Annotated in this window: 19 protein-coding genes; 7 read left to right on the plus strand and 12 right to left on the minus strand. The window is 66.2% G+C overall.

The annotated features are described in order from the left end of the window. Position 1: 1 nt before the first annotated feature. On the plus strand, positions 2-1528 hold the full coding sequence (locus tag CRT60_RS19320; protein ID WP_244592624.1) for an FAD-binding oxidoreductase: 1527 nt from the start codon (positions 2-4) through the stop codon (positions 1526-1528). A gap of 62 nt (positions 1529-1590) precedes the next feature. Here the strand turns inward: CRT60_RS19320 and CRT60_RS19325 are convergent, their stop codons facing one another. The 3 genes from CRT60_RS19325 to pflB all read right to left on the minus strand — a co-directional run bounded on the left by CRT60_RS19325 (position 1591) and on the right by pflB (position 7420). Next, entirely contained in the window at positions 1591-4119 is a 2529-nt protein-coding gene (locus tag CRT60_RS19325) for an esterase-like activity of phytase family protein (RefSeq protein WP_098738172.1), read from the minus strand. 115 nt (positions 4120-4234) lie between these two features. Then, entirely contained in the window at positions 4235-5008 is a 774-nt protein-coding gene (pflA, locus tag CRT60_RS19330; protein WP_244592625.1) for a pyruvate formate-lyase-activating protein, read from the minus strand. A 126-nt stretch (positions 5009-5134) separates the two neighbouring features. Next, complete coding sequence (gene pflB / locus CRT60_RS19335) at positions 5135-7420, minus strand: formate C-acetyltransferase (protein WP_098738174.1); 2286 nt, start codon at positions 7418-7420, stop codon at positions 5135-5137. Positions 7421-7816: 396 nt separating this feature from the next. On the opposite strand from pflB, the gene CRT60_RS19340 reads away from it, so the two are divergent. Then, positions 7817-8677 carry a MurR/RpiR family transcriptional regulator gene (locus CRT60_RS19340; RefSeq protein WP_098738175.1) on the plus strand — a complete coding sequence of 287 codons (861 nt, stop codon included), beginning with the start codon at positions 7817-7819 and terminating at the stop codon, positions 8675-8677. On the opposite strand, the gene CRT60_RS19345 is transcribed toward CRT60_RS19340, so the two are convergent. From CRT60_RS19345 to CRT60_RS19360, 4 genes are all read right to left on the minus strand, one after another. Continuing rightward, positions 8674-9645, minus strand: coding sequence for an agmatinase family protein (locus CRT60_RS19345; protein WP_098738176.1), 972 nt, complete (start codon positions 9643-9645; stop codon positions 8674-8676). The genes CRT60_RS19340 and CRT60_RS19345 overlap by 4 nt on opposite strands. A gap of 117 nt (positions 9646-9762) precedes the next feature. After that, positions 9763-10989: a radical SAM protein gene (locus CRT60_RS19350; RefSeq protein ID WP_098738177.1), complete on the minus strand. Its 1227-nt coding sequence runs from the start codon at positions 10987-10989 to the stop codon at positions 9763-9765. Next, positions 10982-11923, minus strand: a complete 942-nt coding sequence (locus tag CRT60_RS19355) for an EamA family transporter (protein WP_098738178.1) — start codon at positions 11921-11923, stop codon at positions 10982-10984. Before CRT60_RS19355 ends, CRT60_RS19350 begins: the two co-directional genes overlap by 8 nt. Before the next feature lie 473 nt (positions 11924-12396). Beyond that, positions 12397-12774: a hypothetical protein gene (locus tag CRT60_RS19360; RefSeq protein WP_098738179.1), complete on the minus strand. Its 378-nt coding sequence runs from the start codon at positions 12772-12774 to the stop codon at positions 12397-12399. Between the two features lie 208 nt (positions 12775-12982). On the opposite strand from CRT60_RS19360, the gene rraA reads away from it, so the two are divergent. The 3 genes from rraA (at position 12983) to CRT60_RS19375 (ending at position 17653) form a co-directional block, all read left to right on the plus strand. Further along, a complete protein-coding gene (gene rraA, locus CRT60_RS19365; protein WP_098738180.1) occupies positions 12983-13513 on the plus strand; it encodes a ribonuclease E activity regulator RraA in 531 nt (176 codons plus the stop codon). Positions 13514-13715: 202 nt separating this feature from the next. Beyond that, positions 13716-16307: a bifunctional aconitate hydratase 2/2-methylisocitrate dehydratase gene (gene acnB, locus CRT60_RS19370; protein WP_098738181.1), complete on the plus strand. Its 2592-nt coding sequence runs from the start codon at positions 13716-13718 to the stop codon at positions 16305-16307. Between the two features lie 236 nt (positions 16308-16543). Next, the gene (locus CRT60_RS19375) at positions 16544-17653 is read left to right on the plus strand and encodes a branched-chain amino acid ABC transporter substrate-binding protein (protein ID WP_098738740.1); all 1110 of its coding nucleotides are present in this window, start codon (positions 16544-16546) and stop codon (positions 17651-17653) included. Positions 17654-17677: 24 nt separating this feature from the next. Here the strand turns inward: CRT60_RS19375 and CRT60_RS19380 are convergent, their stop codons facing one another. Further along, on the minus strand, positions 17678-20701 hold the full coding sequence (locus tag CRT60_RS19380; RefSeq protein ID WP_098738182.1) for an MASE3 domain-containing protein: 3024 nt from the start codon (positions 20699-20701) through the stop codon (positions 17678-17680). Between the two features lie 457 nt (positions 20702-21158). On the opposite strand from CRT60_RS19380, the gene hmuQ reads away from it, so the two are divergent. Further along, positions 21159-21485: a heme-degrading protein HmuQ gene (gene hmuQ / locus CRT60_RS19385; RefSeq protein ID WP_098738183.1), complete on the plus strand. Its 327-nt coding sequence runs from the start codon at positions 21159-21161 to the stop codon at positions 21483-21485. A gap of 49 nt (positions 21486-21534) precedes the next feature. After that, positions 21535-22428, plus strand: a complete 894-nt coding sequence (locus CRT60_RS19390) for a pirin family protein (RefSeq protein WP_098738184.1) — start codon at positions 21535-21537, stop codon at positions 22426-22428. A gap of 212 nt (positions 22429-22640) precedes the next feature. On the opposite strand, the gene CRT60_RS19395 is transcribed toward CRT60_RS19390, so the two are convergent. The 4 genes from CRT60_RS19395 to CRT60_RS19410 are packed head-to-tail and all read right to left on the minus strand — an operon-like array spanning position 22641 to position 25211. Then, positions 22641-22985 carry a HesB/IscA family protein gene (locus CRT60_RS19395; protein ID WP_098738185.1) on the minus strand — a complete coding sequence of 115 codons (345 nt, stop codon included), beginning with the start codon at positions 22983-22985 and terminating at the stop codon, positions 22641-22643. A gap of 22 nt (positions 22986-23007) precedes the next feature. After that, positions 23008-23469: an iron-sulfur cluster assembly protein gene (locus CRT60_RS19400; protein ID WP_098738186.1), complete on the minus strand. Its 462-nt coding sequence runs from the start codon at positions 23467-23469 to the stop codon at positions 23008-23010. 15 nt (positions 23470-23484) lie between these two features. Beyond that, the gene (sufU, locus tag CRT60_RS19405) at positions 23485-23952 is read right to left on the minus strand and encodes a Fe-S cluster assembly sulfur transfer protein SufU (RefSeq protein ID WP_098738187.1); all 468 of its coding nucleotides are present in this window, start codon (positions 23950-23952) and stop codon (positions 23485-23487) included. Beyond that, entirely contained in the window at positions 23949-25211 is a 1263-nt protein-coding gene (locus CRT60_RS19410; protein WP_098738188.1) for an aminotransferase class V-fold PLP-dependent enzyme, read from the minus strand. The genes sufU and CRT60_RS19410 overlap by 4 nt, the downstream gene beginning before the upstream one ends.

Raw genomic sequence — 25211 nt, forward strand, 5'->3', positions numbered from 1 at the left:
CATGGCGCTCGGACTCCACGCTTCCCGCCGCAATTTCCTTGTCGGCGCAGGCCGGTTCGCCGGTGCCGCCGCCGCGGTCCGGCTGATGCCGGGCTCCGCCCTGGCGGCCGAGACCGGCGGGGCTTACTGCCCGCCGCCGTCGGCCTGGTCCGATCTGGCGAAGGGGGTGAAGGGTGGGGTGCTGCGGCCGGAGGATCCGTTCTTCGCCGACATCTGCCGGCCCAACAACCTGCGCTATGGCGCCACCCTGCCGGCCGGCATCGCCCGCTGTTCGCGGGCGGAGGATGTCCAGGCCTGCATCGCCTGGGTGAAGCAGCAGGCCATGCCCTTTGCCGTGCGGTCCGGCGGGCACAATTACGCCGGCTTCTCCACCACGCCCGGCCTGCTGATCGACATGACGCTGATGGCCGGGGCGGAGCCGGTGAAGGGCTCCGACGGGCTGGTCCGGGTGCTGGGCGGCACGTTGAACTCCTATGTCTACAAGCAGATGGAACGGTTGGGCCGCACCATCACCCATGGGCGCTGCGATTCGGTCGGTGCCGCCGGATTCCTGCTGGGCGGCGGCATCGGCTTCAACATGCGCAAGTTCGGCATGGCGTCCGACCTGCTGCGGGCGACGGAGCTGGTCAAGGCCGACGGCAGCCACGTCAAGGCCGATGCGGACAGTGAGTCCGCCCTCTATTGGGCCTGCCGCGGCGGTGCCGGCGGGAATTTCGGCATCAACACCTCCTTCACCCTGGAAACCCGTCCGGCGGAGCCGGTGACGGTGTTCAATCTGGTCTGGACCGGCAAGGATCTGCCGAAAATCCTGAAGCTCCTGCTGACCGAGCTGGCGGCGGCCCCCGACGAGTTCGGCAGCAAGATCAACGTCACCGTCCCGAGTTGGCAGGAGCGCTGCGCCAACGTGCCGCTGAAGCTGTCGATCCTCGGCCAGCTGCACAAATCCAGAGTGACGCTGAAGGAAATCTTCAAATCCACCTGGGAGTCGATCGATTGGAGCCAGTCCAAGCTTGAGGAGAATGTGCCCTACTGGACTGGGCAGGATTTCCTGACAGAAACCACCTTCCCCTATTACTACCAGGAAAAATCCAGCTACATGAAGGCGGTGGACATCGGCGACGAGGCCATCGCCGCGATGTTCGACTGGGCGGCCAGGATGCCCGCCACCTCGATGCCGGTCGCCTTCAAGTTCTTCCAGGTCGGCGGCGCCATCAACCGCGTCGGCCCGACCGAGACCGCCTATGTCCACCGCGGCTATGACTGGCTGTTCTCGGTCGAGGCCAACTGGTGGCGGCCGACGGATTCGGTCCTGCTGATCGAGCAGGCGCTGGAGTGGCAGCAGCGCTTCTATGACGACGTGAACCGCCGGACCAGGGCCCAGGGAGCGTTCCAGAACTTTCCCGACCCGTCGCTCGCCGACTGGCAGCGGGCCTATTACGGCGAGAATCTCGCCAAGCTGGCCGAGGTGAAGAAGGCGGTCGACCCGACCATGCTCTTCACCTTCGCCCAGGCGATCCGCCCGGCCTGATCTTCAACGGGACCGGTGCGGCGAGTCGGGCGGGATGGCCTCCCGTCCGACTCGCCGGTTTCTCAGAAGCGGTAGCCGACCGAGGTGAAGACGCTGTGGTCACGGTTGTCGTGACCGAACTTGCCGTCATAGCCGACCTGCCACGCCACCGCCCCGCTCAGCAGCGTGACGCCGGCCCCGGCGCGTAGCCCGTCGCGCTCGGGCGTGCCGAAGGTCCGGGTCACCGTGCCCAGGCTGCTCGTGGTGCGGTTGGCGAGCGTGGCGGCCAGCGTCTCGGCCCCGCGCACCCGGTTCCACTCGTAGCTGAGGCGCGCTTGCGGGATGATCGACGCGCTCTCCGTCTCGAAGCGGTGGGCGACCTGTCCGCCGAACTCCCAGCTCCAGCCGCGCTGGGTCTGGCTCGGCAGGATGCCGTTCAGGTGGATGGCTTCCGCCTCCGTGTAGCCGTCGATGGTGGCGCGGGTGTAGCGCGCCGCGGCGACCGGCCCGAACGACCACGCTCCTTCGCCCAGCTCATAACCGCCGTCGACGCCGACCGACCAGCTGCGCCCCTTGGTCTCGCCGCGGGCGGTGAGGCCATAGGCGCCGGTGTTGCGGGCGATCTTGTCGTAGTTGTCGAAGGAATAGGTGCCCGACAGGCTGCCGAAGAAGCCGCCGTACTGGCCGGCGACATAGGGGCTGATCGAGGCGGAGCGGACCTTGGCGCTGCCGGTGTCGCCGAAGGACAGGCTGTTGCGTGCGCCTCCCACGGCGAAGCCGGCGACGAGGTTGTCGGCGATGCGGATGTCGGCACCGACCTGCCCGGTGCGCGAATCGGTGTCGCCGCCCAGCGCCATGCCGGTGTCGTCGGCGTTGTTGTAGCCCAGCCGTCCGCCGGCCCAGCCGCTGATCGCCGGGCCGCTTGCGGCCTGCCCGCCTCCTTCGCCGGAGGTGCCGAGGAAGCGCAGGCCGTTCAGATGGCTGCGCACCGAGCGCGACGCCGCATCGGCCATCGCCACCGACGCGTTGCCGAGGCCGCGTGCCACCGGCAGGGCGGTCTGGCGCAGCGATTCGATGGCGAGCGGATCGACGTAGGTCGGCAAGGTCAGCCGGTAGACCAGCAGCATCGTGTCGACATTGGCCCCGGCGTCATAGGCAGCGCCGACCTGATAGCCGTTGCGGGTCAGGAAGTCGTTGTCGTTGCCGACGAACAGGAAGAAATCGTCGGGCTTGGCGGCGTCGAGCGCCGGCAGCAGTCCCATCGCCTCCCACTTCTCCGACAGCAGGTTGGCGTCCTGCGCGCCGCCATTGTGCAGCCCGAACTTCGCCAACTGGCCGTTGTTGTTGATGCTCAGGAACTGGCTGTAGGACACCGGCGTGACCGAGGCCACCAGATTGCCGCCGGGAGCGACCGGGGTGGTGCCCTCATAGGCGGTGCCGACCAGATTGGTGGCGTTCGACACGTCGACGATGTCGATGCTGCGGTAGAGCGAGTTGGTGCCGCTCAGCCCCTGGCCGTTGTTGCTGTCGCGCGACAGGACGAGGAACTGCTTGTCGTTCAGCGCCAGCATCTCGCTCTGCGCCGCCACCAGCGTGCTGCTGCCCGAGCGGAAGGTCGGCAGCGGCACGACGTAATGGCCGATCAGCGCCGGGCTGTCCGGGTTGGACGACACGTCGTAGATAAGCAGGCGGGTGTTGCGCCGGGTGGCGCTGTTGCCGCCGGTGCCGCCGTCCTGCCGGGTGGCGCTTTGCAGCAAAGTCGCCAGCTTGGTCTTGTCCGGCGTCAGCGACAGGCCTTCCAGCCCCTGGTTGTTCTGGCGGCCGGTGGTTGGGTCGGCCGGGGTCGGCGCCGGCTGGCCGGTGGCCGGGTTGTTGGAGGCGAAATCCAGCCCGCCGTTGCGCACCGGCAGCAATGCTGCCGGCGGCTGCACCGCGGAGATCATCCGGCCGGTGGCGGAGAAGTGATAGATGTAGGGGCCGTATTCGTCGCTGATGAAGAAGCTGCCGTCGGCGAGCCGGGCGATGCCCTCGGTGTCGAGGCTGACCTTGCCGTTGTAGGCCTGCGGCAGGGCCGGAAGGCCGCCGGCGGCGGCGCGCACGCCACTGCGCGGCTGCGGGTCGAGGCCGGTGGTGACGGCGCCGTTCGCTTCGGTCAGCAGGGTGGTGTCGAGCAGGCTCAGCCCGATCTGCGACTGCTGCCCGTTGCCGGCGGCCAGTGCGGCGCTGCCGTAATAGGGCGTCAACGACAGAGCCAGCGTGTTGAAGCGCGGCCGGTAGTCGGTGGTGCCGACGACGTTGTAGCCGCGGTCGGGCAGGGCATACATGATGCCGCTGTAGCTGTCACCGCTGCGCCGCCAGGACTTGGCGTCGAAGGTCAGCCCCGACATCGAGCCGAAGGTCTCGCCATACTTGTCGCGGGTGGCGGAACCGATCCGGCCGACGCCGACCAGACCCTGGTTGACGAAGCTGGAGCCGCCGACGGTCACACTGTCCACGGTCTGGGCGGAGGCGACCCCCATCGCAACGCCGCAGGTGGACAGGATGAGAGAGGCGAGGCCGGTGGCGGACAGCAACGCCGTCCTCAACCGTCCCGCGCGGTGTATCGTCCGCATTGAAAAGAACCCCCCAATTGAAACCCAAGCGAATTCCAAAGGGGGTATTAGGCGAGGGCGCGTGACGCCGTCGTGTCGCCTTCGTGACGTGTCGATGACGTTTTCGGCAGGGGGCTCAGTCGGCCCGCAGCCCCTGCGCCTGGAACTGTTTGCGCACCCGCTCCACCAGCTCGCGCGACGGCGGTTCGGTGTCGGTCAGCATGTATTTGCGTCCCAACGCCTTCCATTTGTGCTCGCCCATCTTGTGGAAGGGCAGCACGTCGACCCGGTCGACCACGCCCAGCCCGGCGACGAACTCCGCCAGCCCGTCGATCTCGGCCGCGTCGTCGGTCAGGTTGGGGACCAGCACATAGCGCAGCCAGATGCGCTTGTTCAGCCCGGCCAGCCGTTCGGCGAACTCCAGCGTCGGGCGCAACGGAACGCCGGTCAAGTGGCGGTAGGTCTTCTCGGAAAAGGCCTTGATGTCGAGCAGGACGAGGTCGACGTCCTCCAGCAGATGGTCGTCGGCATGGTTGCCGAGGAAGCCGGAGGTGTCGAGGGCGGTGTGCAGCCCCAGCGCCTTCGCCCCGCGCAGGATGGCGGCGGTGAATTCCGGCTGCACCAGCGGCTCGCCGCCGCTCAGCGTCAGCCCGCCATGGGCACGTTGCAGGAAGGTGGCGTAGAGCGCGATATCTTCGAGGACTTCGGTCGAGGTCGTCCGCGTCCCGTCATGCATGTGCTGTGTGTCGGGGTTGTGGCAGTACAGGCAGCGCAGCGGACAGCCCGACATGAACAGCACATAGCGGATCCCGGGCCCATCCACGGTACCGCCGGTCTCGACCGAATGGATCCAGCCGGAAACCGGCCCCAGGCCGTTCGGGGGGCGGATCGGGGGGTAGGCGTTTGTCATCGCAGAACGTCCGTTTGAAAATCTGTCGTCCACATGGGACCGCATTCCGGCTTCGCCACCCCCGCCGGTGAGGCGGGGATGACGGATCGGAGTTCCTGGCCGTTGGACGAACTGTCCGGACGGTCCTCAGTGCTTGTCGTGGAACGTCCGGCTGATGACGTCGAGCTGCTGCTCGCGCGTCAGCTTGATGAAGTTCACGGCATAGCCGGACACCCGGATGGTCAGCTGCGGATACAGCTCCGGATGGTCCATGGCGTGCAGCAGCGTCTCGCGGTCGAAGACGTTGACGTTGATGTGGTGACCGCCCTGCGCGGCATAGCCGTCCAGCATGCCGACCAGATTGCTCACCCGCTCGTCTTCGGTCCGGCCGAGAGCGCCGGGGACGATGGTGAAGGTGTAGCTGATGCCGTCCTGCGCATGGGCGTAGGGCAGCTTCGCCACGCTGGCCATCGACGCGATGGCGCCCTTCTTGTCCCGCCCGTGCATCGGGTTGGCGCCCGGCGCGAAGGGCTGGCCGGCCTTGCGGCCGTCCGGCGTGTTGCCGGTCTTCTTGCCGTAGACCACGTTCGAGGTGATCGTCAGCACCGACTGCGTCGGCATGGCGTTCCGGTAGGGCTTCTGCTTGCGCAGCGCCGTCATGAAGCGCTCGACCGCCCACACCGCGATGTCGTCGACCCGCGCGTCGTTGTTGCCGAAGGCCGGATAGTCGCCCTCGATCTCGAAATCGGTGGCGAGGCCGTTGGCGTCGCGGATGACCTTCACCTTGGCGTGCTTGATCGCCGACAGGCTGTCCGCCACCACGCTCAGGCCGGCGATGCCGCAGGCCATGGTGCGCAGGATGTCGCGGTCGTGGAGCGCCATCTCCATCCGCTCGTACATGTACTTGTCGTGCATGTAGTGGATGGCGTTCAGCGCGTTCATGTAGACCTTGGCCAGCCACTCCATCATCGGCTCGAAGCGGGCCATGACCTCGTCATAGCCCAGCACGTCGCCGGTGATGGGCGCATAGGCCGGGCCGATCTGTTCGCCCGAAACCTCGTCCTTGCCGCCGTTGATGGCGTACATCAGCGTCTTGGCCAGGTTGGCGCGGGCGCCGAAGAACTGCATCTGCTTGCCGATGCGCATGGCCGAGACGCAGCAGGCGATGCCGTAGTCGTCGCCCCAATAGCCGCGCATCAGGTCGTCGCTCTCGTACTGGACCGAGCAGGTCTTGATCGAGGTGTCGGCGCAGAAGCGCTTGAAGCCGTCCGGCAGCTTCTCCGACCACAGGACCGTCAGGTTCGGTTCCGGCGCCGGGCCCAGGTTGTGCAGGGTCTGCAGCATGCGGAAGTTGGTCTTGCTGACCAGCGTCCGGCCGTCCAGCCCCATGCCGCCCAGGCATTCAGTCACCCAGGTCGGGTCGCCCGAGAACAGCTGGTCGTATTCCGGCGTGCGCAGGAAGCGGACGAGGCGCAGCTTCATGACGAAATGGTCGATCATCTCCTGGGCTTCCGCCTCGGTGATGACGCCGTCGCGCAGGTCGCGGTCGATGTAGATGTCGAGGAAGGTGGAGACGCGGCCCAGCGACATCGCCGCGCCGTTGGCTTCCTTGACCGCCGCCAGATAGGCCAGATAGGTCCACTGCACCGCCTCACGGCCGGTGGCGGCCGGACGCTTGACGTCGAAGCCGTAGGAGGCGGCCATCTGGACCAGCTCCTTCAGCGCGCGGATCTGCTCGGAGATCTCCTCGCGCAGGCGCAGCACGTCCTCGTCGATCCGGCTGACTTCCAGCGAGGCCAGCTGGGCCTTCTTATCCTTGATCAGGAAATCGGCGCCGTACAGCGCCAGCCGGCGATAGTCGCCGATGATGCGGCCGCGGCCATAGGCATCGGGCAGGCCGGTGATGACGCCGGACTTGCGGCAGCGCAGCATCTCGGGCGTGTAGACATCGAACACGCCGTCGTTGTGCGTCTTGCGCAGGCCGGGGAACACCTCCTCCAGCTTGGGCGACGGGGTGTAGCCGTAGGCTTCCAGGCCGGTCTTGACCATGCGCCAGCCGCCGAACGGCATGATCGCGCGCTTCAGCGGCTTGTCGGTCTGCAAACCGACGATCACTTCCAGCTCGCGGTCGATATAGCCGGCGGCGTGCGAGGTGATCGAGGCGAAGACTTCGGTGTCGGCGTCCAGAACGCCGCCCTTGGCGGCGCGTTCCTGCTTCAGCAGGTCGGTGACCTTGGCGAACAGCGCGGTGGTGCGGGCGGTGGGACCGGCGACGAAGCCCGCGTCCCCTTCATAGGGGGTCAGGTTGCGCTGGATGAAATCGCGGACGTCGACCGAGCGGCGCCAGACGCCCGGGGCGAAGCCGCGCCAGGGGTCGGCGGCGGACTGCTGCTCCGTGGCCTGGGCAAGTCCGTCCATCAGCAGGGTGTCCATGATGACTCCTCAGAGATATAGCCGTCGGCGCGGGTCAATGGCCGTGTCGGCGGTCTCGTGGTGCCCGCGAACCGCGCGGGACGATTGGAAGCATAGGCGCAATTGGCGCCGGATTCGTTGATACACGTCATATTTTCAGACCGGGCGCGGTGCGGCCGGTGCGGTGACCGATGCCGTGCGTTGCGCCCGTTCTGTAGTTTTACTACATACTCCCGGGCGGGCTTCCGGACAAGGCGAACAGGCCCGGCATTTTGTCGCAGGGCAAGGTCGGAGTGGTTGGAAACGCTCGGAAAGTGCAGGTCGCGCCCGCGACGGAATCGGTCGTTCGCAGCGCTGTATATGTAGCTTTGCTACATGTGCTAGGCTGACCCACAATCAGAAGGGAGCGCCCCCCACATGCTGGCGAGAATCGCCGCCGTCCGCGACCAGATCCGGCCTTCGGAACGCAAGCTGGCCGACTATGCGATGGCCCATCCGGGCGACGTGATCAACCTGTCCATGGCCGAACTGGCCGACCGGGTCGGGGTGAGCGAGCCGACGGTGGCGCGCTTTTGCGCGGCATTGGGCTGCCGTGGTTTCCGCGAGTTCAAGATCAAGCTGGCGCAGGACATCGCCGGCGGCATGCCGTTCCTCCACCAGGACCTGTCGGTGGGCGGGGAGCTGGACGCTGATGGCGGTGTGCCCGGATCGGTGCTGGCCGGCAAGCTGTTCGACCGCACCATCGCCACGCTGATGCAGGTGCGCAACAACCTGCCGGCCGAGGCGGTGGACCGCGCCGCCGACGTGCTGGCCGCGGCCCGCCGGATCGAGTTCTACGGCTCCGGCAACTCCGGCACGGTGGCGGAGGACATCCAGCGCAAATTCTTCCGGCTGGGCATGCCGACCGTCGCCTACACCGACTCCCACGTCTATTTCGCCTCGGCCCTGACGCTGGCGAAGGGCGATGCCGTGGTCGCGGTGTCCAGCACAGGCCGCACCCGCGACATTCTCGACGCCGTGCAGAACGCCCGGAAGGCCGGGGCCGACGTGGTGGCACTGACCCGCTCCGGATCGCCGCTCGCCGACATGGCGACGGTCAGCCTCGTCGCCGACGTGGCCGACGATTTCGACATCCACTCGCCGATGACCGTCCGCATCGCCCATCTGGTGCTGGGCGACATCCTGTCCATCGCCGTCGCCCTGCGCATGGGCGACACGCTTCAGGAACGTCTGAAGCGTCACGACCGCGCCGTGGATGCCCATGTGTCGGAGCGTTAGGCAGCCGGATCAGCCTTGCTGAAGGCGGGCTGGAGGCGGGCCGCCCGGCCGGCCAGGAAATTCATCGCCAGATGGGCCGCGGACTGGGCGGTAAGGCCGTTGCTGTCCAGCGGCGGGCTGACCTCGACGATGTCCAGGCTGGCGTGGGCTGCGCTGCGTGCGATCTCGAACACCGCATCGGCCACGTCCCAGAGCGTCAATCCGGCGGGATTGGGAACGCTGGTGCCCGGAGCGAAGCCGGCGGACAGGCAGTCGATGTCGATGGAGACATGGACCGCGTCGGTCGGCTCCACCGCATGCCGGATGGTCTCGGCGACGGTTGCGGCAAGCCCGGCGCGGCGGATGTCCCACGGGGTGCGGACCATGATCCCGGCCGCTTCCGCCAGTTCCATGTATGCACCGGAGTAGATCGGCGCGTCGATGCCGAGCTGGACGCTGTGGCGATGGTCGAACACCTCGGCCACCGTATGCATCCAATGACCGGAATGCTCCTTCCCCGGCACCGGAATGCGCGAATCGAAATGGGCGTCGAAGACGATCAGCCCAAGCATGCGGTCCGGATGGCGTCTCAGCAGGCCGCGCAGGATCGGGTCGGTGATGGAATGGTCGCCGCCCAGGAACACCGGGGTTTCGCCGGGAGCCAGGCCGGCGACGGTTTCCGTGATGTGGCGATAGGTGGCGTGGATGTCGTTGGTGACCTCGATTTCGCCGAAACGGCGCAGCCGCAACCGGCCGAGATCGGTCCGCTTGTCCGTGCAGTAGAGGCTGAAGCCGTCCAGAGCCGCCAGGATGGCGGACGGGCCGAAGCGTGTGCCCGGCCGATGGCTGACCGCATGGTCGAACGGAATTTCCAAGAACAGAATGCCGGTGTCGGCTTCGACGCAGTGACGGTCTCGGTTTCCTTCCGGCTCCTTCCATGCGCCGGAAATCCAGTGGACGGTGGAGTCCTCGACGACGCGCGTGCTCATATCGCCCTCCCGCCGTTAGAGTCTGTCCGATGCTTATTGAAGCATCGGACAGACTCTAGCCTTTTGGTTTTCCGTGTGATTCACGCTTCAAGCGATTCCGCTTGAACCGATCACACTCTAATCGTCCGACCCGACCGCGACCGCACCGGTCCGGGCGAGTTCGATGCGGCCGACTCCCACCATCTCCTTCGCCCGCTCGACGATGTCGTCCGGTGCATTGGCTGTCTGCCAGCTTTGATAATCCTCCAGCTTGCGGGCCACGGCCGACTGGTCGCGCCCTTCCCATTGGCGTTCGCGCACGAGGCAGAAGCCGTCCTGGTCCGGTTGCCGCACATGGCGCGCATAGGCCGAACTCCAGATCGCCTCAAGCAAATCCGTGCGGACATGGCCGATCAGGCGGGAAAGCCCGTTGCAGTCGTAGACCTCGCCGAACAGATTGACGAACAGGCCGCAATTGACCTGCCGGCAGCGGTAGCCCCCGCCCATCGGCCTGCTGGGCTGGTAGACGATCCCGTATTCCTCCTCGTCGATGCCCCGCATCAGTTCGATCAGTTCGTCGGCGCGGTTTCGTTCGAGCAGGATCGATTTGTGGTCGGCCAATCCTTCGGGGATGAGGGTGACGATATAGCTGTGGACATTGTTGTCCCTGCACCAGCGGAACAGGTCGGCGACTCCGTTCAGATCGTGGTATTTCGGGGTTACGACGACGTCGATCGCAAGGCGGGTCGGAATGGTCCGGTTGAACCCGCGGGCGAGCAGGATGCGCATGGCCTCGTGCGCCTTCTCGCCATAGCCGCGGAGGCCGACCATGCGGTCCTGCACGACCGTGTCGATGTTGTTGTATTTCAGGAAAATCGTCGCCCCCAGATCGTACAGCCGGTCGGCCGCCGCCTCGTCCAGGTGATAGCCGCTGGTGAACACGACGCTGGTCATGCCAAGTTCGTGGATGAACGAGACGATTTCCCAGAATCCGGGATCCAGCATCGGCTCGCCGGCGCCGGGGAACTCGACCGTCGTGGCTCCGAGCGCTCTGGCTTGGCGGATGATGTCCTTGCGCTCCGCCGTGGTCAGTTCCTGCCGGTTGGGAACGCCGTTGTAACGGTCGGGCGTGCGGTCGCAATAAAAGCACTTCAGGGCGCAGTCCCCGGTCAGGTCCAGATCGAGATGGATCATCCGCCCGGCCGCCGCGGCGGTGCCGATCAGGCTGGGGCAATGATCCGTGCCTTTCGCCCACAAATCCTCCAGCCGCCTTCCCGCCGCCCGGATGTGGGGAAGGGAGCGCCGGTCCAGATCGGGCTCGATACGGAGATGATCGAGCGGAAGGGTGGCCGGGGTATCAACCATTGTTTGCCTCCAGCAGGGGGGCGCCTTCGGCGGGGCTGCGGGGCGGTTCTGCCGGCGCGCTGCTCTTCTGCCGTTCCGAAAGCGTGACGAGGATGACGGAAAGGGAGACGAGCGCGATGCCCGCCATGTTGGCGGGAGTCAGCGTTTCTCCCAAGAGAAAGTAAGCCATGAGGCCGGCGGCCAGCGGGTCGAGCAACCCGACCACCGTCGCCGGCAGCGCATCGACATGGCGCAGGCCGAACAGCAGCAGCCAGTAGGGGAGGATGGTGGCGACCACCGCGATGAAGCCGATATAGGCGATCATCTCCGCCGTCGGCTCCAGCCTGTGCAGCCCGAGGAAAGGCAGTGCGGCGGCCCAGACGACCGAAGAGATGGCGAAATTCCAGAAGGTCAGCGCCGTGGCGCCGATGCCCCGCGCCTTGCAGGCGTTGCCGATGATATTGAAGATGGCAAAGGCGAGACCGCAGGCGAGCCCGACGGCCAGACCGGCGGAGAGCCTTACCCATTCGCCGCCGCCGCCCGTCAGAAGGAAGCAGCCGACGAGGCTGAGCGCGACGATCCCGCAATCGCGGCCGCCGATGCGCCTGCTGCCGAAAAGCGCGCCGAGCACCAGCACGAAGAAGGGCGAGGTGTATTCCAGCGTGATGGCCGCCGCGACGTTCATCATGTCGATGGCCAGATAGAAAGTCGCGTTCACCACGACGAACACGATGCCCGCCACCACCGCCATCGGCCGGGCAGGGGGGGGAATGTGGAAGGACCGACCCGGAACGAGGGCCATGATCGCCCCGAGAACGGCACAGGCCACGAAACTGCGGATCGCCGTCAGGTCGAGAGGGGACAGGTTGCCGACGAACAGCACCTTCGCCGCCGCTCCCGCCGCACCGAACAGGATCGCCGCGACGAAGATCGCGACCATGCCCACGGCACGCATGGACCTCTGCTCCGTCATGTTTTCTCCTGAGGTGACGTTTCCGGTCGGCCTTTCGCCGGCGGGCCAGCAGCAGAGCGGCACGGACGTGCAAGCCGTCGTCATGGGAAGCTCGCGGCTTTTCCATGGAATCCGGCCGGCGAGCGGATCGTGGCGGTGCGGAGGACGTTCGGCAGCGGTCGGTATGACCATAGTCCGGATATGTAATTACCGTTACCCACATCGGATTTGCGCGTCAAGTTGAAATTGGGGAATTTAAAGTAAAACATATGTAAGTATGAAGAAAAACAAAATAAAAACTTAGAGATCGAAGCAATGATTGAAGGAGATGTCCGGGCCGGTGGATTTCCTGCCCCCCAAAGTTAAGACAGGTCAGAGATTCGTGGACGATTCAAAAAGGGGCGACATCGTCGCCGTGGAGCCGCCCACCGCCAAGTGGAGCGGCTCCATCGCGGAAAATGATCTCGGTCAGCGTCTCAGCGCCTGCCCGGCAGCGTCGCCCCTTCGCGGGCATAGATCTGGATCGGCCGGCAATCCTCGTCGAGCGTGACAACCAGCGAGCCCGGCTGGTCCTTCAGATACACCCAGGCGTCCCAGCGGACGATCTTGTCGCGGTATTCGTCGCGATAGATGCCGTAATTAACGCCGCGCACATTGCTGGCAGGCAGGCCCACGCCGGTCAGCACCGCGGCGGTCTGCGGGTTGCAGTCGTTGGTCACATTGCTGTTGATGATGGAAAGCAGTGCCGGATCGGGCTGTGCCACCGGCGGGGGCGAGAGGGTCGAGGCGCAGGCGGAGACCAGCATCGTCAGCGCACCGGCCGCGGCAAAAGCCGCGAGGTTCGGCGTTTTCATGGGGAAGACACCATCCGTTTTCTTCGTCTTTTTGAAAATATGGGTGGCGGTCGCCGGAACGTCGATTGCACGTTCGGCAAATCTCCTGCGTCACGTTCGCCGACCTGCCGCCATCGCGGCGCTCGGCTCTTGCCTGCCGCCTGCCTTTGGCGCAAGAGGTGACCCAAGAAAATCCCTGCACCGTTCACGCTGCGGAGTTCCAGGCCCCATGACGATTGACCAGACCGCCACCAACCAGACCTCCGCCACCTTCACACCCACCTGCGACCTGTTCGACCGCTTCAAGGACGACGCCCGCTATGTCCTGCCGGGCTTCCGCGACTTCGGCGCCGTCACCCGCTTCGCCGGGGCGGTCGTCACCGTGAAGTGCCTGGAGGACAATTCCCGCGTCAAGGAGCTGCTGGCCACCCCCGGCGCCGGCCGCGTTCTGGTGGTGGACGGCGCCGGCAGCCTGCGCTGCGCCCTGATGGGCGACATGATCGCCGCGTCGGCGGTGAAGAACGGCTGGGCCGGCGTGGTGATCTGGGGCTGCGTCCGCGACGTGGCCGAACTGGCGACCCTGCCGCTCGGCATCAAGGCGCTGGCGTCGATTCCGCGGGCGTCCACCCGCCGCGACCAGGGGCTGGTCGACGTGGCCGTGGAACTGCCTGGCGCGGCGGTGCGCCCCGGCGACATCCTGTTCGCCGACGAGGACGGCATCGTGCTGCTGACGCCGGAGCAGGCGGCCGCGCTGAAGTAAAGCGGGGAAGACGAAGTGGTCATACCAAGCGCCGGTAATACCAGTGCAAAAAGAATGGCAGCTTCGTCCTGTCCGCTTCACGTAAGCGGGGCGCCCCCTTGCACTTTCATTTAAGCAGGCATATAAACCCGACCTGAGTTCAAGCGGGCCGTCTCACGGTTCCCATCCAAGGGCCGGCCTTTCATTTATGAGGAACCCTGCCGTGCTCGAAGCCTACCGCCAGCACGCGGCCGAACGCGCCGCCCTCGGAATCCCGGCCCTGCCCCTGACCGCGAAGCAGACGTCGGAACTGATCGACCTGCTGAAGGCCCCGCCGGCGGGCGAGGAGGCCTTCCTCCTCGACCTCATCACCCACCGTGTTCCGGCCGGCGTCGACGATGCCGCCCGCGTCAAGGCCGGCTTCCTGGCCGCCGTCGCCAAGGGCGCCGACAGCTCGCCGCTGATCTCCAAGGTCAAGGCCACCGAACTGCTGGGCACCATGCTCGGCGGCTTCAACGTCCAGCCGCTGATCGACCTGCTGGCCGACGCCGAGTGCGGCACCGCCGCCGCGGAAGGCCTGAAGAAGACCCTGCTGGTCTTCGACTTCTTCCACGACGTCAAGGAACTGGCCGACAAGGGCAATGCCAACGCCAAGTCGGTGCTGCAGTCCTGGGCCGATGCCGAGTGGTTCACCTCGCGTCCGGAAGTCCCGGCGTCGATGACGCTGACCGTCTTCAAGGTGTCGGGCGAGACCAACACCGACGACCTGTCGCCGGCCCCCGACGCCTGGAGCCGTCCGGACATCCCGCTGCACGCGCTCGCCATGCTGAAGAACCCGCGTCCGGGCATCGAGGCCGACGAGCCGGGCCAGCGCGGCCCGACGAAGCAGCTGGAAGCGCTGAAGCAGAAGGGCAACCTGATCGCCTATGTCGGCGACGTGGTCGGCACCGGCTCCTCGCGCAAGTCCGCCACCAACTCGGTGCTGTGGTTCACCGGCGAGGACATTCCCTTCGTCCCGAACAAGCGCTTCGGCGGCGTCTGCCTCGGCACCAAGATCGCCCCGATCTTCTTCAACACCATGGAAGACGCCGGCGCCCTGCCCATCGAACTCGACGTCAACAAGATGGAGATGGGCGACGTCATCGAACTGCGCCCCTATGAGGGCAAGGCGCTGAAGAACGGCGAGGTCATCGCCGAATTCACCGTGCGCTCCGAGGTGATCTTCGACGAGGTGCGTGCCGGCGGCCGCATCCCGCTGATCATCGGCCGCGGCCTGACCACCCGCGCCCGCGAGGCTCTCGGCCTGCCGGCGTCGGAGCTGTTCCGCCAGCCGGCCTCGCCGGCCGACACCGGCAAGGGCTACACCCTGGCCCAGAAGATGGTCGGCCGCGCCTGTGGCTTGGCCGAAGGCAAGGGTGTCCGTCCGGGCACCTATTGCGAGCCGAAGATGACGACGGTGGGGTCGCAGGACACCACCGGCCCGATGACCCGCGACGAGCTGAAGGACCTGGCCTGCCTGGGCTTCTCGGCCGATCTGGTGATGCAGTCCTTCTGCCACACCGCCGCCTATCCGAAGCTGGTGGACGTCAAGACCCACCACGAGCTGCCGGACTTCATCTCCACCCGCGGCGGCGTGGCCCTGCGTCCGGGCGACGGCGTCATCCACTCCTGGCTGAACCGCCTGCTGCTGCCTGACACCGTCGGCACCGGCGGCGACAGCCACACCCGCTTCCCGATCGGCATCAGCTTCCCGGCCGGCTCCGGTCTGGTCGCCTTCGCCGCCGCCACCGGCGTCATGCCGCTGGACATGCCGGAATCGGTCCTGGTCCGCTTCAAGGGCGAGATGCAGCCGGGCGTCACCCTGCGTGACCTCGTCAACGCCATCCCGCTCTACGCGATCAAGGCCGGCCTGCTGACGGTCGAGAAGAAGGGCAAGAAGAACATCTTCTCCGGCCGCGTGCTGGAGATCGAAGGTCTGCCCGACCTGAAGGTCGAGCAGGCGTTCGAGCTGACCGATGCCTCGGCCGAACGCTCGGCGGCGGGCTGCACCGTGCTCCTGAACAAGGAGCCGATCATCGAGTACATGACCTCCAACATCACGCTGATGAAGTGGATGATCGCCAACGGGTACGCCGATGCGCGCACCCTGGAGCGCCGCATCAAGGCGATGGAGGCGTGGATCGCCGATCCGCAGTTGCTGCGTCCGGACGCCGATGCCGACTATGCCGCGGTGATCGACATCGATCTGGCCGACATCAAGGAGCCGATCCTGGCCTGCCCGAACGATCCGGACGACGTGAAGACGCTGTCCGAGGTCGCCGGCGACAAGATCGACGAGGTGTTCATCGGTTCCTGCATGACCAACATCGGCCACTTCCGCGCCGCCGGTAAGATCCTGAACGGGAATTCGGACATCCCGACCCGCCTGTGGATCGCCCCGCCGACGAAGATGGACGCGATGATGCTGACCGAGGAAGGCTACTACGCCACCCTCGGCAAGGCCGGCGCCCGCATGGAGATGCCGGGCTGCTCGCTGTGCATGGGCAACCAGGCGCAGGTCCGCAAGGGTTCGACCGCCGTCTCGACCTCGACCCGCAACTTCCCGAACCGTCTGGGCATCGACACCCGCGTCTACCTGTCGTCGGCCGAACTGGCCGCCGTCGCGGCGCTGCTGGGCAAGATCCCGACCACCGAGGAGTATCTCGCCCAGGTCGGCGTGGTGAACAAGTCCGCCGCCGACATCTACCGCTACATGAACTTCGACCAGATCCCGGCCTTCCAGGAAGTCGCGGACAAGGTCGCCGTTCCGGCCTGATGGCCGCAAGCAGCGGTCGGTAAAGGAAACCCCCGCCGGAGCGATCCGGCGGGGGTTTTTCTCGTCGGCACCAAATGGCGCTCAGGCTATGGCGGCGAACGGTCGCGGTTTCCGTCGGAGCGCTGCGAAACCCATGATCGCGCTTTCAAAATCCTGTCGTATCGGTCAGAAAAGGAAACATGCCGTGGCCGGCGGATATGGTCCGGCACAAAATGGCCATCCTGGGAGAACCAATCATGCGTCTCACCGTCCTTTCCTTCGTCAGCGCGACGGCACTGCTGGCCGGCTTCGGCACCGCGCAGGCCGACATCGTGATCGGCCTGGGCACGGCGACGACCGGCCCGGTCGCGGCGCTGGGCGAGCAGTCGGTGTACGGAGCCAAGCAGGCGGTCGCGGACATCAACGCCAAGGGCGGCGTGCTGGGTCAGAAGCTGGTGCTGAAGGTGGGCGACGACGCCTGCGACCCGCGTCAGGCGGTGGCCGTCGCCAACCAGTTCGTGCGCGAGAAGGTGACGGCGGTGGTCGGCCATCTCTGCTCCGGTGCCAGCATCCCGGCGGCCGACGTCTACCAGGAGGAAGGCGTGGTGATGGTCACCCCGACCGCCACCAACCCGCTGCTGACCGCCAAGGGCCATCCCAACATCTTCCGCGTCTGCGGCCGCGACGACCAGCAGGGCGTGGTTGCCGGCACCTATCTGGCCCAGACCTTCAAGGGCAAGAACGTTGCGGTGCTGGACGACAAGCAGGCCTATGGCAAGGGGCTGGCCGACGTCGTGGTGGAGACGCTGGAAAAGGCCGGCGGCAAGGTGGCCTATCGCGGGTCGGTCACGGCGGGTGAGAAGGACTTCTCGGCGCTGATCACCAGCCTGAAGGACAAGAACATCGATGCCGTTTACTATGGCGGCTACCATCCGGAACTGGGCCTGATCGTCCGTCAGGCGCAGGAACAGGGGATGAAGCCGCAGTTCATCGCCGGCGACGGCCTGAACAACCAGGAATACTGGTCGATCACCGGCCCGGCCGGCGAGGGCACGCTGTACACCGACAGCGCGTCGGCCGCCAGCGATCCGAAGGCGCAGGAACTGATCGCCTCCTTCAAGAAGGCTGGCCTGCCGGAACCGGGCAACTTCGCCTTCTACAGCTATGCCGCGGTCCAGGTGATCGCCGAGGGGCTCCAGAAGGCCGGCAGCACGGACAGCGGCAAGCTGGCGAAGACCCTGCATTCCGGCAGCTATGACACCGTCGTCGGCCCGGTGGAGTTCGACAAGAAGGGCGACATCACCAAGCCGAACTATGTCATGTATGTCTGGAACAACGGCCAGCCCAAGATGGTCTCCCAGAAGTAACCAGGGCGGAGTGCCGGCCCACCGTCATGCGTGGGCCGGCTCTTCCATTTTCAGAATTTCCGGATTCTTCATGTATTTCGTGATGAAGTCTTCGACCGGCATCGGACGGTCGAAGTAATATCCCTGGAAAACCGCGCAGCCGCGATCCTCAAGAAAGTCCCGTTCGGCCGCAGTTTCCACCCCTTCCGCCACCACCTTCAGGCCGAGGCGGCTGGCAATCGACAGCATCGTCTCCACCAGCACCGCATTGTGGCTGTTGCTGTCGACATCCTGGACGAAGGAGCGGTCGATCTTGATTTCCCGCACCGGCAACCGCTTCAGGTAGGACAGCGACGAGAAGCCGGTGCCGAAATCGTCCAGCGAGAAGGAGATGCCGAGAGCGGCAAGCTCCGACATCTTGGCGGCGGTGTCGGCGCAGTCGCCGACGGCGATGCCCTCGGTGATCTCCAGCGTCAGGCGGCGCGGGTCGGTCCGGGTGGCGCGCAGAGCGGCGATGACGCCGGCGCAGAAATTCGGCTGACGGAACTGGCGCGGACTGATGTTGACCGACAGGTGGCAGTCGCTGCCGGCATCGGCCAGCCGGCGAAGCACATGGCAGGCCTCCATCAGGACCCAGTCGCCGATCGGCAGGATCAGGCCGGATTCCTCCGCCTCGGCGATGAAGGCGCCGGGGGCGACGAAGCCGCGCTGCGGATGCTGCCAGCGGATCAGAGCCTCTGCTGCCACCAGCGTGCCGTCGGCGCCGGTCTGCGGTTGCAGGAACAGGGTGAATTCCCCGGCATCGACCGCCTTGCGCAAATCCTGGAGCAGCAGCAGGCGGGCCTGGGCCTCGACCAGCATGGCGGGGTCGTAGTCGCGGATGGTGTTCCGCCCGCCATCCTTGGCGGCATACATGGCGGTGTCGGCCTGCTTCAGCAGATCCTCGACCGACTCGTCCGGCGTCTTGGGGAAGACGGTCAGGCCGATGCTGGCGAAGATGCTGTGCTCGCAGCAGTCGAGTTGGAAGGGTTGGGCCACCGCCAGCCGGAGCTTTTCCGCCACCTTTGAGGCGATGGCGGTCGCCTCCTCCAGCGTGGTGCCGATGTCCGGCAACAGGATGACGAACTCGTCCCCGCTCAGCCGGCAGACCAGATCGCCCTTGCGCAGGGTGGCGTTGAGCCGCACCGCCAGTTCGCGCAGCAGCATGTCGCCGACCATGTGGCCGCGGGCGTCGTTCAAACCCTTGAAATCGTCCAGATCGAGGAACATCAGCGCACCGCAGCGCGCGCCCAGCCGCGCCGCCCGCAGATGAACGTCGAGATGCTCCATCAGCAGGCGCCGGTTCGGCAGGTTGGTCAGCGGGTCGTAGAAAGCGAGATTTTCGATCTGCCGTTCCGCCTGCTTCCGCTCGGTGACGTCCATCACCACGGTCAGATAGCCGCGGACCGCACCGCCGCTGTCGCGCAGAACGCTGGTGACGGTGGAAATCGAGATGCGGGCGCCGTTCCTGCGCACTCCGGTCCATTCGCTGGGCTCGGGCCGGCCGCTGCACCGGGTGTGGGCGACCAGCGCCGCGAAATCCGCCTTGACCGGACGGTCGAGTTCGATGGACAGCCCGTCAGCATGGGCGCGCAGTTCGTCCGGGTCATAGAGGCGCGGCAGGTCGGTGCTGCCGATCATCTCCGCCGCCGGGTAGCCGAAGATGCGCTCCGCCTCGCGGTTGAAGACACGGACGATGCCGTCCAGCGTGGTGGCGATGATGCCGCAGGCGGCGCTTTCGAGGATTCCGGTGTTCAGCGACAGGCTGTCCTTCAACGCCTCGCGGCTGGCGTAGGTCTCGGTCACATCCTGGAACACCATGACGACGCCGTGCAGCGTGCCGTCCCGGTCGCGGATGGGCGAGGCCATGTCGGCGATATGGCTGCGGGTTCCGTTGCACGCCACCAGAACGGTGTGGTTGGCGAGGCCGACCATGTCGCCGTTCTTCAGCACCTGCTCGACCGGCACCGGCACCCGCCGCCCCGTCTCCGCATTCTCGATGTCGAACACCTCGGTCACCGGCCGGCCGGCGGCCTCGCCCAGGGTCCAGCCGGTCAGCCGCTCCGCCACCGGGTTCATCAGACTGACGCGGCCGGCGGTGTCGGTGACGATCAGCCCGTCGCCGATGGACAGCAAGGTGACGCGGGCCTGCTCCTTTTCCCGCCAGAGGTCGCGTTCCGACTGGTGCAGGGCGTCATAGGGGTGATGCACCGCGGTGACGAACACGGCGCGGTAGAGATACCAGTAGCCGATCACCTTGTAGACATGGCCTGCCATGTTGGCGAGGTCGTAGACGCTGAGATAGAGCGTGAAGCACAGTTCGCTGATCGCGATGGCGATGGCGGCGATCACCATGCGGTGGACGTCGAGCGTGCGCGCCGCGCGCCGGCGGCGATAGAACATCAGCGCCGCCGCGGCATAGAGAAGTACCAGCAGATATTCGGCCGCGATCTTCAGCGGCGTTAGCCCACTCCCCTCCACATAGGTGTGCGGCAGCAGATCCGGGTGCCACAGGACCGCCCAGAAGAGCGCGGCGCTCGACAGCAGAACCCCGCCGACCAGCGGATAGCGCAGGGCCGCCGAGTTCGCCGTGCCGGCCTTCCAGGGAAGGACGGCCGCCATCAGCAGGGCCAGCGCCGCCACCAGCCGGGCGCCGAGCCAGAAGGCGATGGTCTTTTCCGGGCCGGACGGCGTCACGAAGTCGGGCATGCCGGGGAAGGACAGCAGATGCCCGAAATCGAGCAGCGCCACGCCGAGGAAGCAGGTGGACAGCACCAGCAGGGCTGGCGGGGTGTCGTCGTTCCGGGAGTGCCAGCCGATGGCGAAGATCAGGGTGGCGACGGCGATGGAGAAGGTTTCGAAGAAGGTGTGCAGCGGCAGGTAATGGGCCAGCTCCACCGACCACGGCACACGGGCGCCCTGAAGCACGAGCAGGAAGGGAACGGAGAGGGTAACGAGCGTGCCGATGGCGCCGGGAGTCCCGGCACGGCCTTGCACCGTCCCCATCTGCTTTGGGACTGTTGCAGTCATTTCGCTCCCCCCGGCCACTCGGTCGGTCACCCGGCCCGCAGACCTTGTACCTCTTATGGGTATATTAGGGCTTAACGGCATTAGGGGTCCAGACACGGACAACCCTTACCGGATCGGACGTTTGGAACAGCGTGAAACAGATTCCGGAGGCTGTTCCACTGTTCAGTGCGTCCGTGCCGTGTGGAGATCGCGAAGACCTTGCGGGGAACGTGCATGGCGGCGTCTCCGAAGCGAGGAAGGCGTGCGCAGTGTATCCCATCGGTCGAAAACCATGTGGGCACTTGGGAAAAAAGACATCAAGGATTTGATTTACTTGAGGAATTAGCGGATTCGGCGTCCCCGGTCCGGGACAGCACGATCGTAAGGGACGGCGCGTCAGGTCGATTGCCCCGCGGTGCCGCCAACCTCTATCCTCGACCGGGTCGGGCCTGTCGATCACGCCGGAAAGGAATGCCGCATGTTCATCGCGATGAACCGTTTCAAGGTCCGCCATGGGGCCGAGCAGGAGTTCGAGGAGGTCTGGTTGAACCGCGAGGTGCATCTGCACAAGGTGCCGGGCTTCGTTGAGTTCCACATGCTGCGGGGGCCCGACCGGGACGACCACCGGCTCTATTCCTCCCACACGGTCTGGGAGTCCGAAGGCGCCTTCCAGGGCTGGACGCGGTCGGAAGCCTTCCGCAACGCCCATGGCAATGCCGGTGCCCGCAAGCCGCTTTATGTCGGGCCGCCGGAGTTCGAGGGGTTCGAGGTCATCCAGACCGTGCCGCGCGATCCGAACGCCTGAACCAAACGAACCTGAACGAAACGAACATCAACCGTCGGGAGGAAGACCCATGCTGGATTTGGTGATCGAGCAGCGCCGCAAAAGCCTTGGCGGATTCGAAGTGGGGCGGGTTTTGCCCTTCGTCCAGCGGCGGATGGTCGGCCCCTTCGTCTTCTTCGACCATATGGGGCCGGTCGATTTCCAGCCGGGCCTTCCCCGTGACGTCGACGTGCGCCCCCACCCGCACATCGGCCTGTCCACCGTGACCTACCTTTTCGAGGGCGAGATCATGCACCGCGACAGCGTGGGCTCCGAACAGCCGATCCGGCCGGGCGAGGTGAACTGGATGACCGCCGGTCGCGGCATCACCCACTCCGAGCGTTTCGAGCGCGCCCGGATGGAAGGCGGGACGATGCACGGCATCCAGGCGTGGGTCGCCCTGCCGGAAGCGGACGAGGAGACCGACCCGGCCTTCGCCCATTACGGCACCGGCGACCTGCCGGTCTTTGAGGAGGGTGGCGTGCGCGGCCGGCTGGTGGCGGGCGAGGCGTTCGGGGCCAGGGCGGGGGTGAAGACCCACTCCCCGCTGTTCTACATCCACTGGGATCTCGCCCCCGGCGCCCGCATCGCACTGCCGGAGGACGGATGGCAGCGCGCGGCCTATGTGGTGGCGGGAAGCGTGGAGGTGGACGGGCAGCGGTTCGAGGCGGGGCGGATGATCGTCTTCGCCCCCGGCCACCCTGCGGCGCTGACCGCCGCCACGCAGTCCATCGTCATGGCCGTCGGCGGCGAGCCGCTGGGGCAGCGCTTCATCGACTGGAATTTCGTGTCGTCCCGCAAGGAGCGGATCGAGCAGGCCAAGGCGGACTGGCGGGCCGGGCGGATGAAGCTGCCGGATCTCGACAACGGCGAGTTCATCCCGCTGCCGGAGATGCCGAAGCCGCCGGCGAATCCGATGTCGTGATGGGGCGGGGAGTCTTTAATCTCCCTCTCCGCCCCCGGGGAGAGGGTCGGGGTGAGGGGGGCGCACGGGGTGGCTTTTGTGTGAGGCCGAGAGTGCGCGACTCTTGAAAATACTCGCTACGCGTCCCCCTCACCCTAACCCTCTCCCCGGGGGGGAGAGGGGATGCAGAAAGGGTAGAGGGGACAAAGGGGGCGGGAGAGGGCGATCTGGGATCACACGTGGAAGCTCTCGCCGCAGCCGCAGCGGCCCTTTTCATTCGGGTTCTTGAAGACGAAGCCGGTCTGGAACTTGTCGTCGACATAGTCCATCTCGCTGCCGATCAGGAACATGACGGCGGCCGGGTCGATCAGGATGGTGACGCCCTTGTCCTCCACCACCTCGTCGAACTTCATCTTCTCCTTGGCATACTGGACGTCGTAGCTGAGGCCGGAGCAGCCGCGCGCCTTCACGCCGATGCGCAGGCCGACCATATCGTCGGTGGCCTTGGACATCAGCGCCTTGACGCGCTCCGCGGCGGCGTCGGTGATCGTGAGCGCCTTGGGCAGGGGGCGGGCCATGGTGACGGTCTCCTAATGCGGCTCAGAACATATCCAGTTGCAGGCGGGCTTCCTCGGACATCATGCCCTGGTGCCACGGGGGCTCCCACACCAGCTCGATCTTGACCTCGTTGACGTCCTCGACGCCCAGCACGGCCTGACGGACCTGTTCGGGCAGTTCGCCGGCCACCGGACACATGGGGCTGGTCAGCGTCATATCAATCTCGACATTGCGCTGACCATCCATGTCCACACGGTAGATCAGCCCCAGTTCCCAGATGTCGACCGGGATTTCCGGGTCGTAGCAGGTCTTGATGGCCGCCACGACGCGATCCATGATCTCCTCCCGCGGGTCATAGCCCTCGGGCGGCTGGGGCATCGGGGCGAAGTCCTTGGAGTCCGGAGCCGCAGTCGTCGCATCGGCTGCCGCGTCGGCCTTCAACTGCGCCTCGGCTTCGGCCGGATTGGGAGCCATCGGGCGCTGGGTCAGGGCTTCATCGGGCATTTCGATCCCCTTCCGTCAAAACTGGTCGCTGGAGGCCGAAGCCTCGCCATGGAGTGCCGCGTTCATGGCGTGCCAGGCCAGCGTCGCGCACTTCACCCGCACCGGGAACTGGCGCACGCCGGACATCACCATCAGCTTTTCCATCGTCTCGTCGTCGACACCCTCGGGGATGTCGGGCTCGTCCTGGGTGCACAGCTCGTGGAAGGCGTGGAACAGCTTTTCCGCTTCCGCCGCCGTCTTACCGTGCACCAGCTCCGTCATCATCGAGGCGCTGGCGGTGGAGATGGCGCAGCCGCGGCCCTGGAAGGCCACGTCGTCGACCACCCCATCCTTCAGGGTCAGATAGACCATGAAGCGGTCGCCGCACATCGGGTTCTCGCCCTTCGCCTCGCGGTTGGCGTCGTCGGGATGGCGGAAATTGCGGGGATGCTTGCCATGGTCCAGGATTACTTCCTGATACAGCTCGCGCAGATCGTCCATCATGCTCCGAAGAACTCCTTGACCGCCTGGAGGGATTGGACGAGGGCGTCGGCTTCCTCCCGGGTGTTGTAGAGGCCGAAGGAGGCGCGGACGGTCGGTCCGACGCCGAACCGCTCGGCCAGAGGCTCGGCGCAATGGCGGCCGACGCGCACGGCGACCCCATACTGATCGACGATGGTGCCGACATCGTGCGGGTGCACGCCGTCCAGAGCGAAGGAGACGATCGGCCCCTTGCCGGGCGCGGTGCCGACGATGCGCAAGCCCCCGATCTGCGCCAGCTGTTGGGTGGCGTATTGCAGCAGGTCGTGCTCGTGCGCGGCGATGGCGTCGCGGCCGAGAGCCTCGACATAGTCGATGGCCGCACCCAGCCCGATCACCTCGGTGATCGGCGGGGTGCCGGCCTCGAAGCGCGACGGCGGCGCCTTGAAGGTGGTGCCTTCGAAGCTGACGCTCTCGATCATGTCGCCGCCGCCCTGGTAGGGCGGCATCTTCTTCAGGAGGTCGTACTTGCCGTAGAGCACGCCGAGACCGGTCGGGCCATACAGCTTGTGCGCGGTGAAGACGTAGAAGTCGGCGTCGATGTCCTGCACGTCGACCGTGCCGTGCACCACCGCCTGGCTGCCGTCGAACAGGACGGGCACGCCGCGCTCATGCGCCAGCCTGGCGATGGTCTTGGCCGGGGTGACGGTGCCCAGCACGTTGGAGCAGTGGGTGATCGCCACCAGCTTCGTGCGGTCGGACAGCAGGCTGCGGTAGGCGTCCATGTCGAGGACGCCGTCCTCGTCGCAGGGCACGACCTTGATGACGATCTTCTTCTCGGCCTGGAGCAGCTGCCACGGAACGATGTTCGCGTGATGCTCCATGATCGACAGGATGACCTCGTCGCCTTCGGTCAGGACGGTGCGGCCATAGCTGGAGGCCACGAGGTTGATCGCCTCGGTCGAGCTGCGGGTGAAGACGATGCAGCGGTCGTTCGGCGCGTTCAGAAAACGCGCGACCTTGGTGCGCACCGCCTCGAACTGGTCGGTCGCGGTCTGCGACAGGAAATGGACGCCGCGGTGGATGTTGGAATAATCCTCCTCCAGGAAGCGGGTCATGGCCTGGATGACCTGACGCGGCTTCTGGGCGGACGCCCCGCTGTCCAGATAGACCAGCGGCTTGCCGGGCTTTCCCTTCCTGGCGTGGACGCTGCGGGCGAGGATCGGGAAATCCTCCCGCACCCGCTGCACGTCGTAGGCTTGGTTCAGGATGGCATCGGACAT

The organism is Azospirillum palustre (assembly GCF_002573965.1).
Taxonomy (GTDB): Bacteria; Pseudomonadota; Alphaproteobacteria; order Azospirillales; family Azospirillaceae; genus Azospirillum; species Azospirillum palustre.

Coding starts and splice junctions, on each gene's coding strand:
- CRT60_RS19320 (WP_244592624.1), top strand. CDS start 2: ATGGCGCTCGGACTCCACGCTTCCCGCCGCAATTTCCTTGTCGGCGCA.
- CRT60_RS19325 (WP_098738172.1), bottom strand. CDS start 4,119: ATGCGGACGATACACCGCGCGGGACGGTTGAGGACGGCGTTGCTGTCC.
- pflA (WP_244592625.1), bottom strand. CDS start 5,008: ATGACAAACGCCTACCCCCCGATCCGCCCCCCGAACGGCCTGGGGCCG.
- pflB (WP_098738174.1), bottom strand. CDS start 7,420: ATGGACACCCTGCTGATGGACGGACTTGCCCAGGCCACGGAGCAGCAG.
- CRT60_RS19340 (WP_098738175.1), top strand. CDS start 7,817: ATGCTGGCGAGAATCGCCGCCGTCCGCGACCAGATCCGGCCTTCGGAA.
- CRT60_RS19345 (WP_098738176.1), bottom strand. CDS start 9,645: ATGAGCACGCGCGTCGTCGAGGACTCCACCGTCCACTGGATTTCCGGC.
- CRT60_RS19350 (WP_098738177.1), bottom strand. CDS start 10,989: ATGGTTGATACCCCGGCCACCCTTCCGCTCGATCATCTCCGTATCGAG.
- CRT60_RS19355 (WP_098738178.1), bottom strand. CDS start 11,923: ATGCGTGCCGTGGGCATGGTCGCGATCTTCGTCGCGGCGATCCTGTTC.
- CRT60_RS19360 (WP_098738179.1), bottom strand. CDS start 12,774: ATGAAAACGCCGAACCTCGCGGCTTTTGCCGCGGCCGGTGCGCTGACG.
- rraA (WP_098738180.1), top strand. CDS start 12,983: ATGACGATTGACCAGACCGCCACCAACCAGACCTCCGCCACCTTCACA.
- CRT60_RS19375 (WP_098738740.1), top strand. CDS start 16,544: ATGCGTCTCACCGTCCTTTCCTTCGTCAGCGCGACGGCACTGCTGGCC.
- CRT60_RS19380 (WP_098738182.1), bottom strand. CDS start 20,701: ATGACTGCAACAGTCCCAAAGCAGATGGGGACGGTGCAAGGCCGTGCC.
- hmuQ (WP_098738183.1), top strand. CDS start 21,159: ATGTTCATCGCGATGAACCGTTTCAAGGTCCGCCATGGGGCCGAGCAG.
- CRT60_RS19390 (WP_098738184.1), top strand. CDS start 21,535: ATGCTGGATTTGGTGATCGAGCAGCGCCGCAAAAGCCTTGGCGGATTC.
- CRT60_RS19395 (WP_098738185.1), bottom strand. CDS start 22,985: ATGGCCCGCCCCCTGCCCAAGGCGCTCACGATCACCGACGCCGCCGCG.
- CRT60_RS19400 (WP_098738186.1), bottom strand. CDS start 23,469: ATGCCCGATGAAGCCCTGACCCAGCGCCCGATGGCTCCCAATCCGGCC.
- sufU (WP_098738187.1), bottom strand. CDS start 23,952: ATGATGGACGATCTGCGCGAGCTGTATCAGGAAGTAATCCTGGACCAT.
- CRT60_RS19410 (WP_098738188.1), bottom strand. CDS start 25,211: ATGTCCGATGCCATCCTGAACCAAGCCTACGACGTGCAGCGGGTGCGG.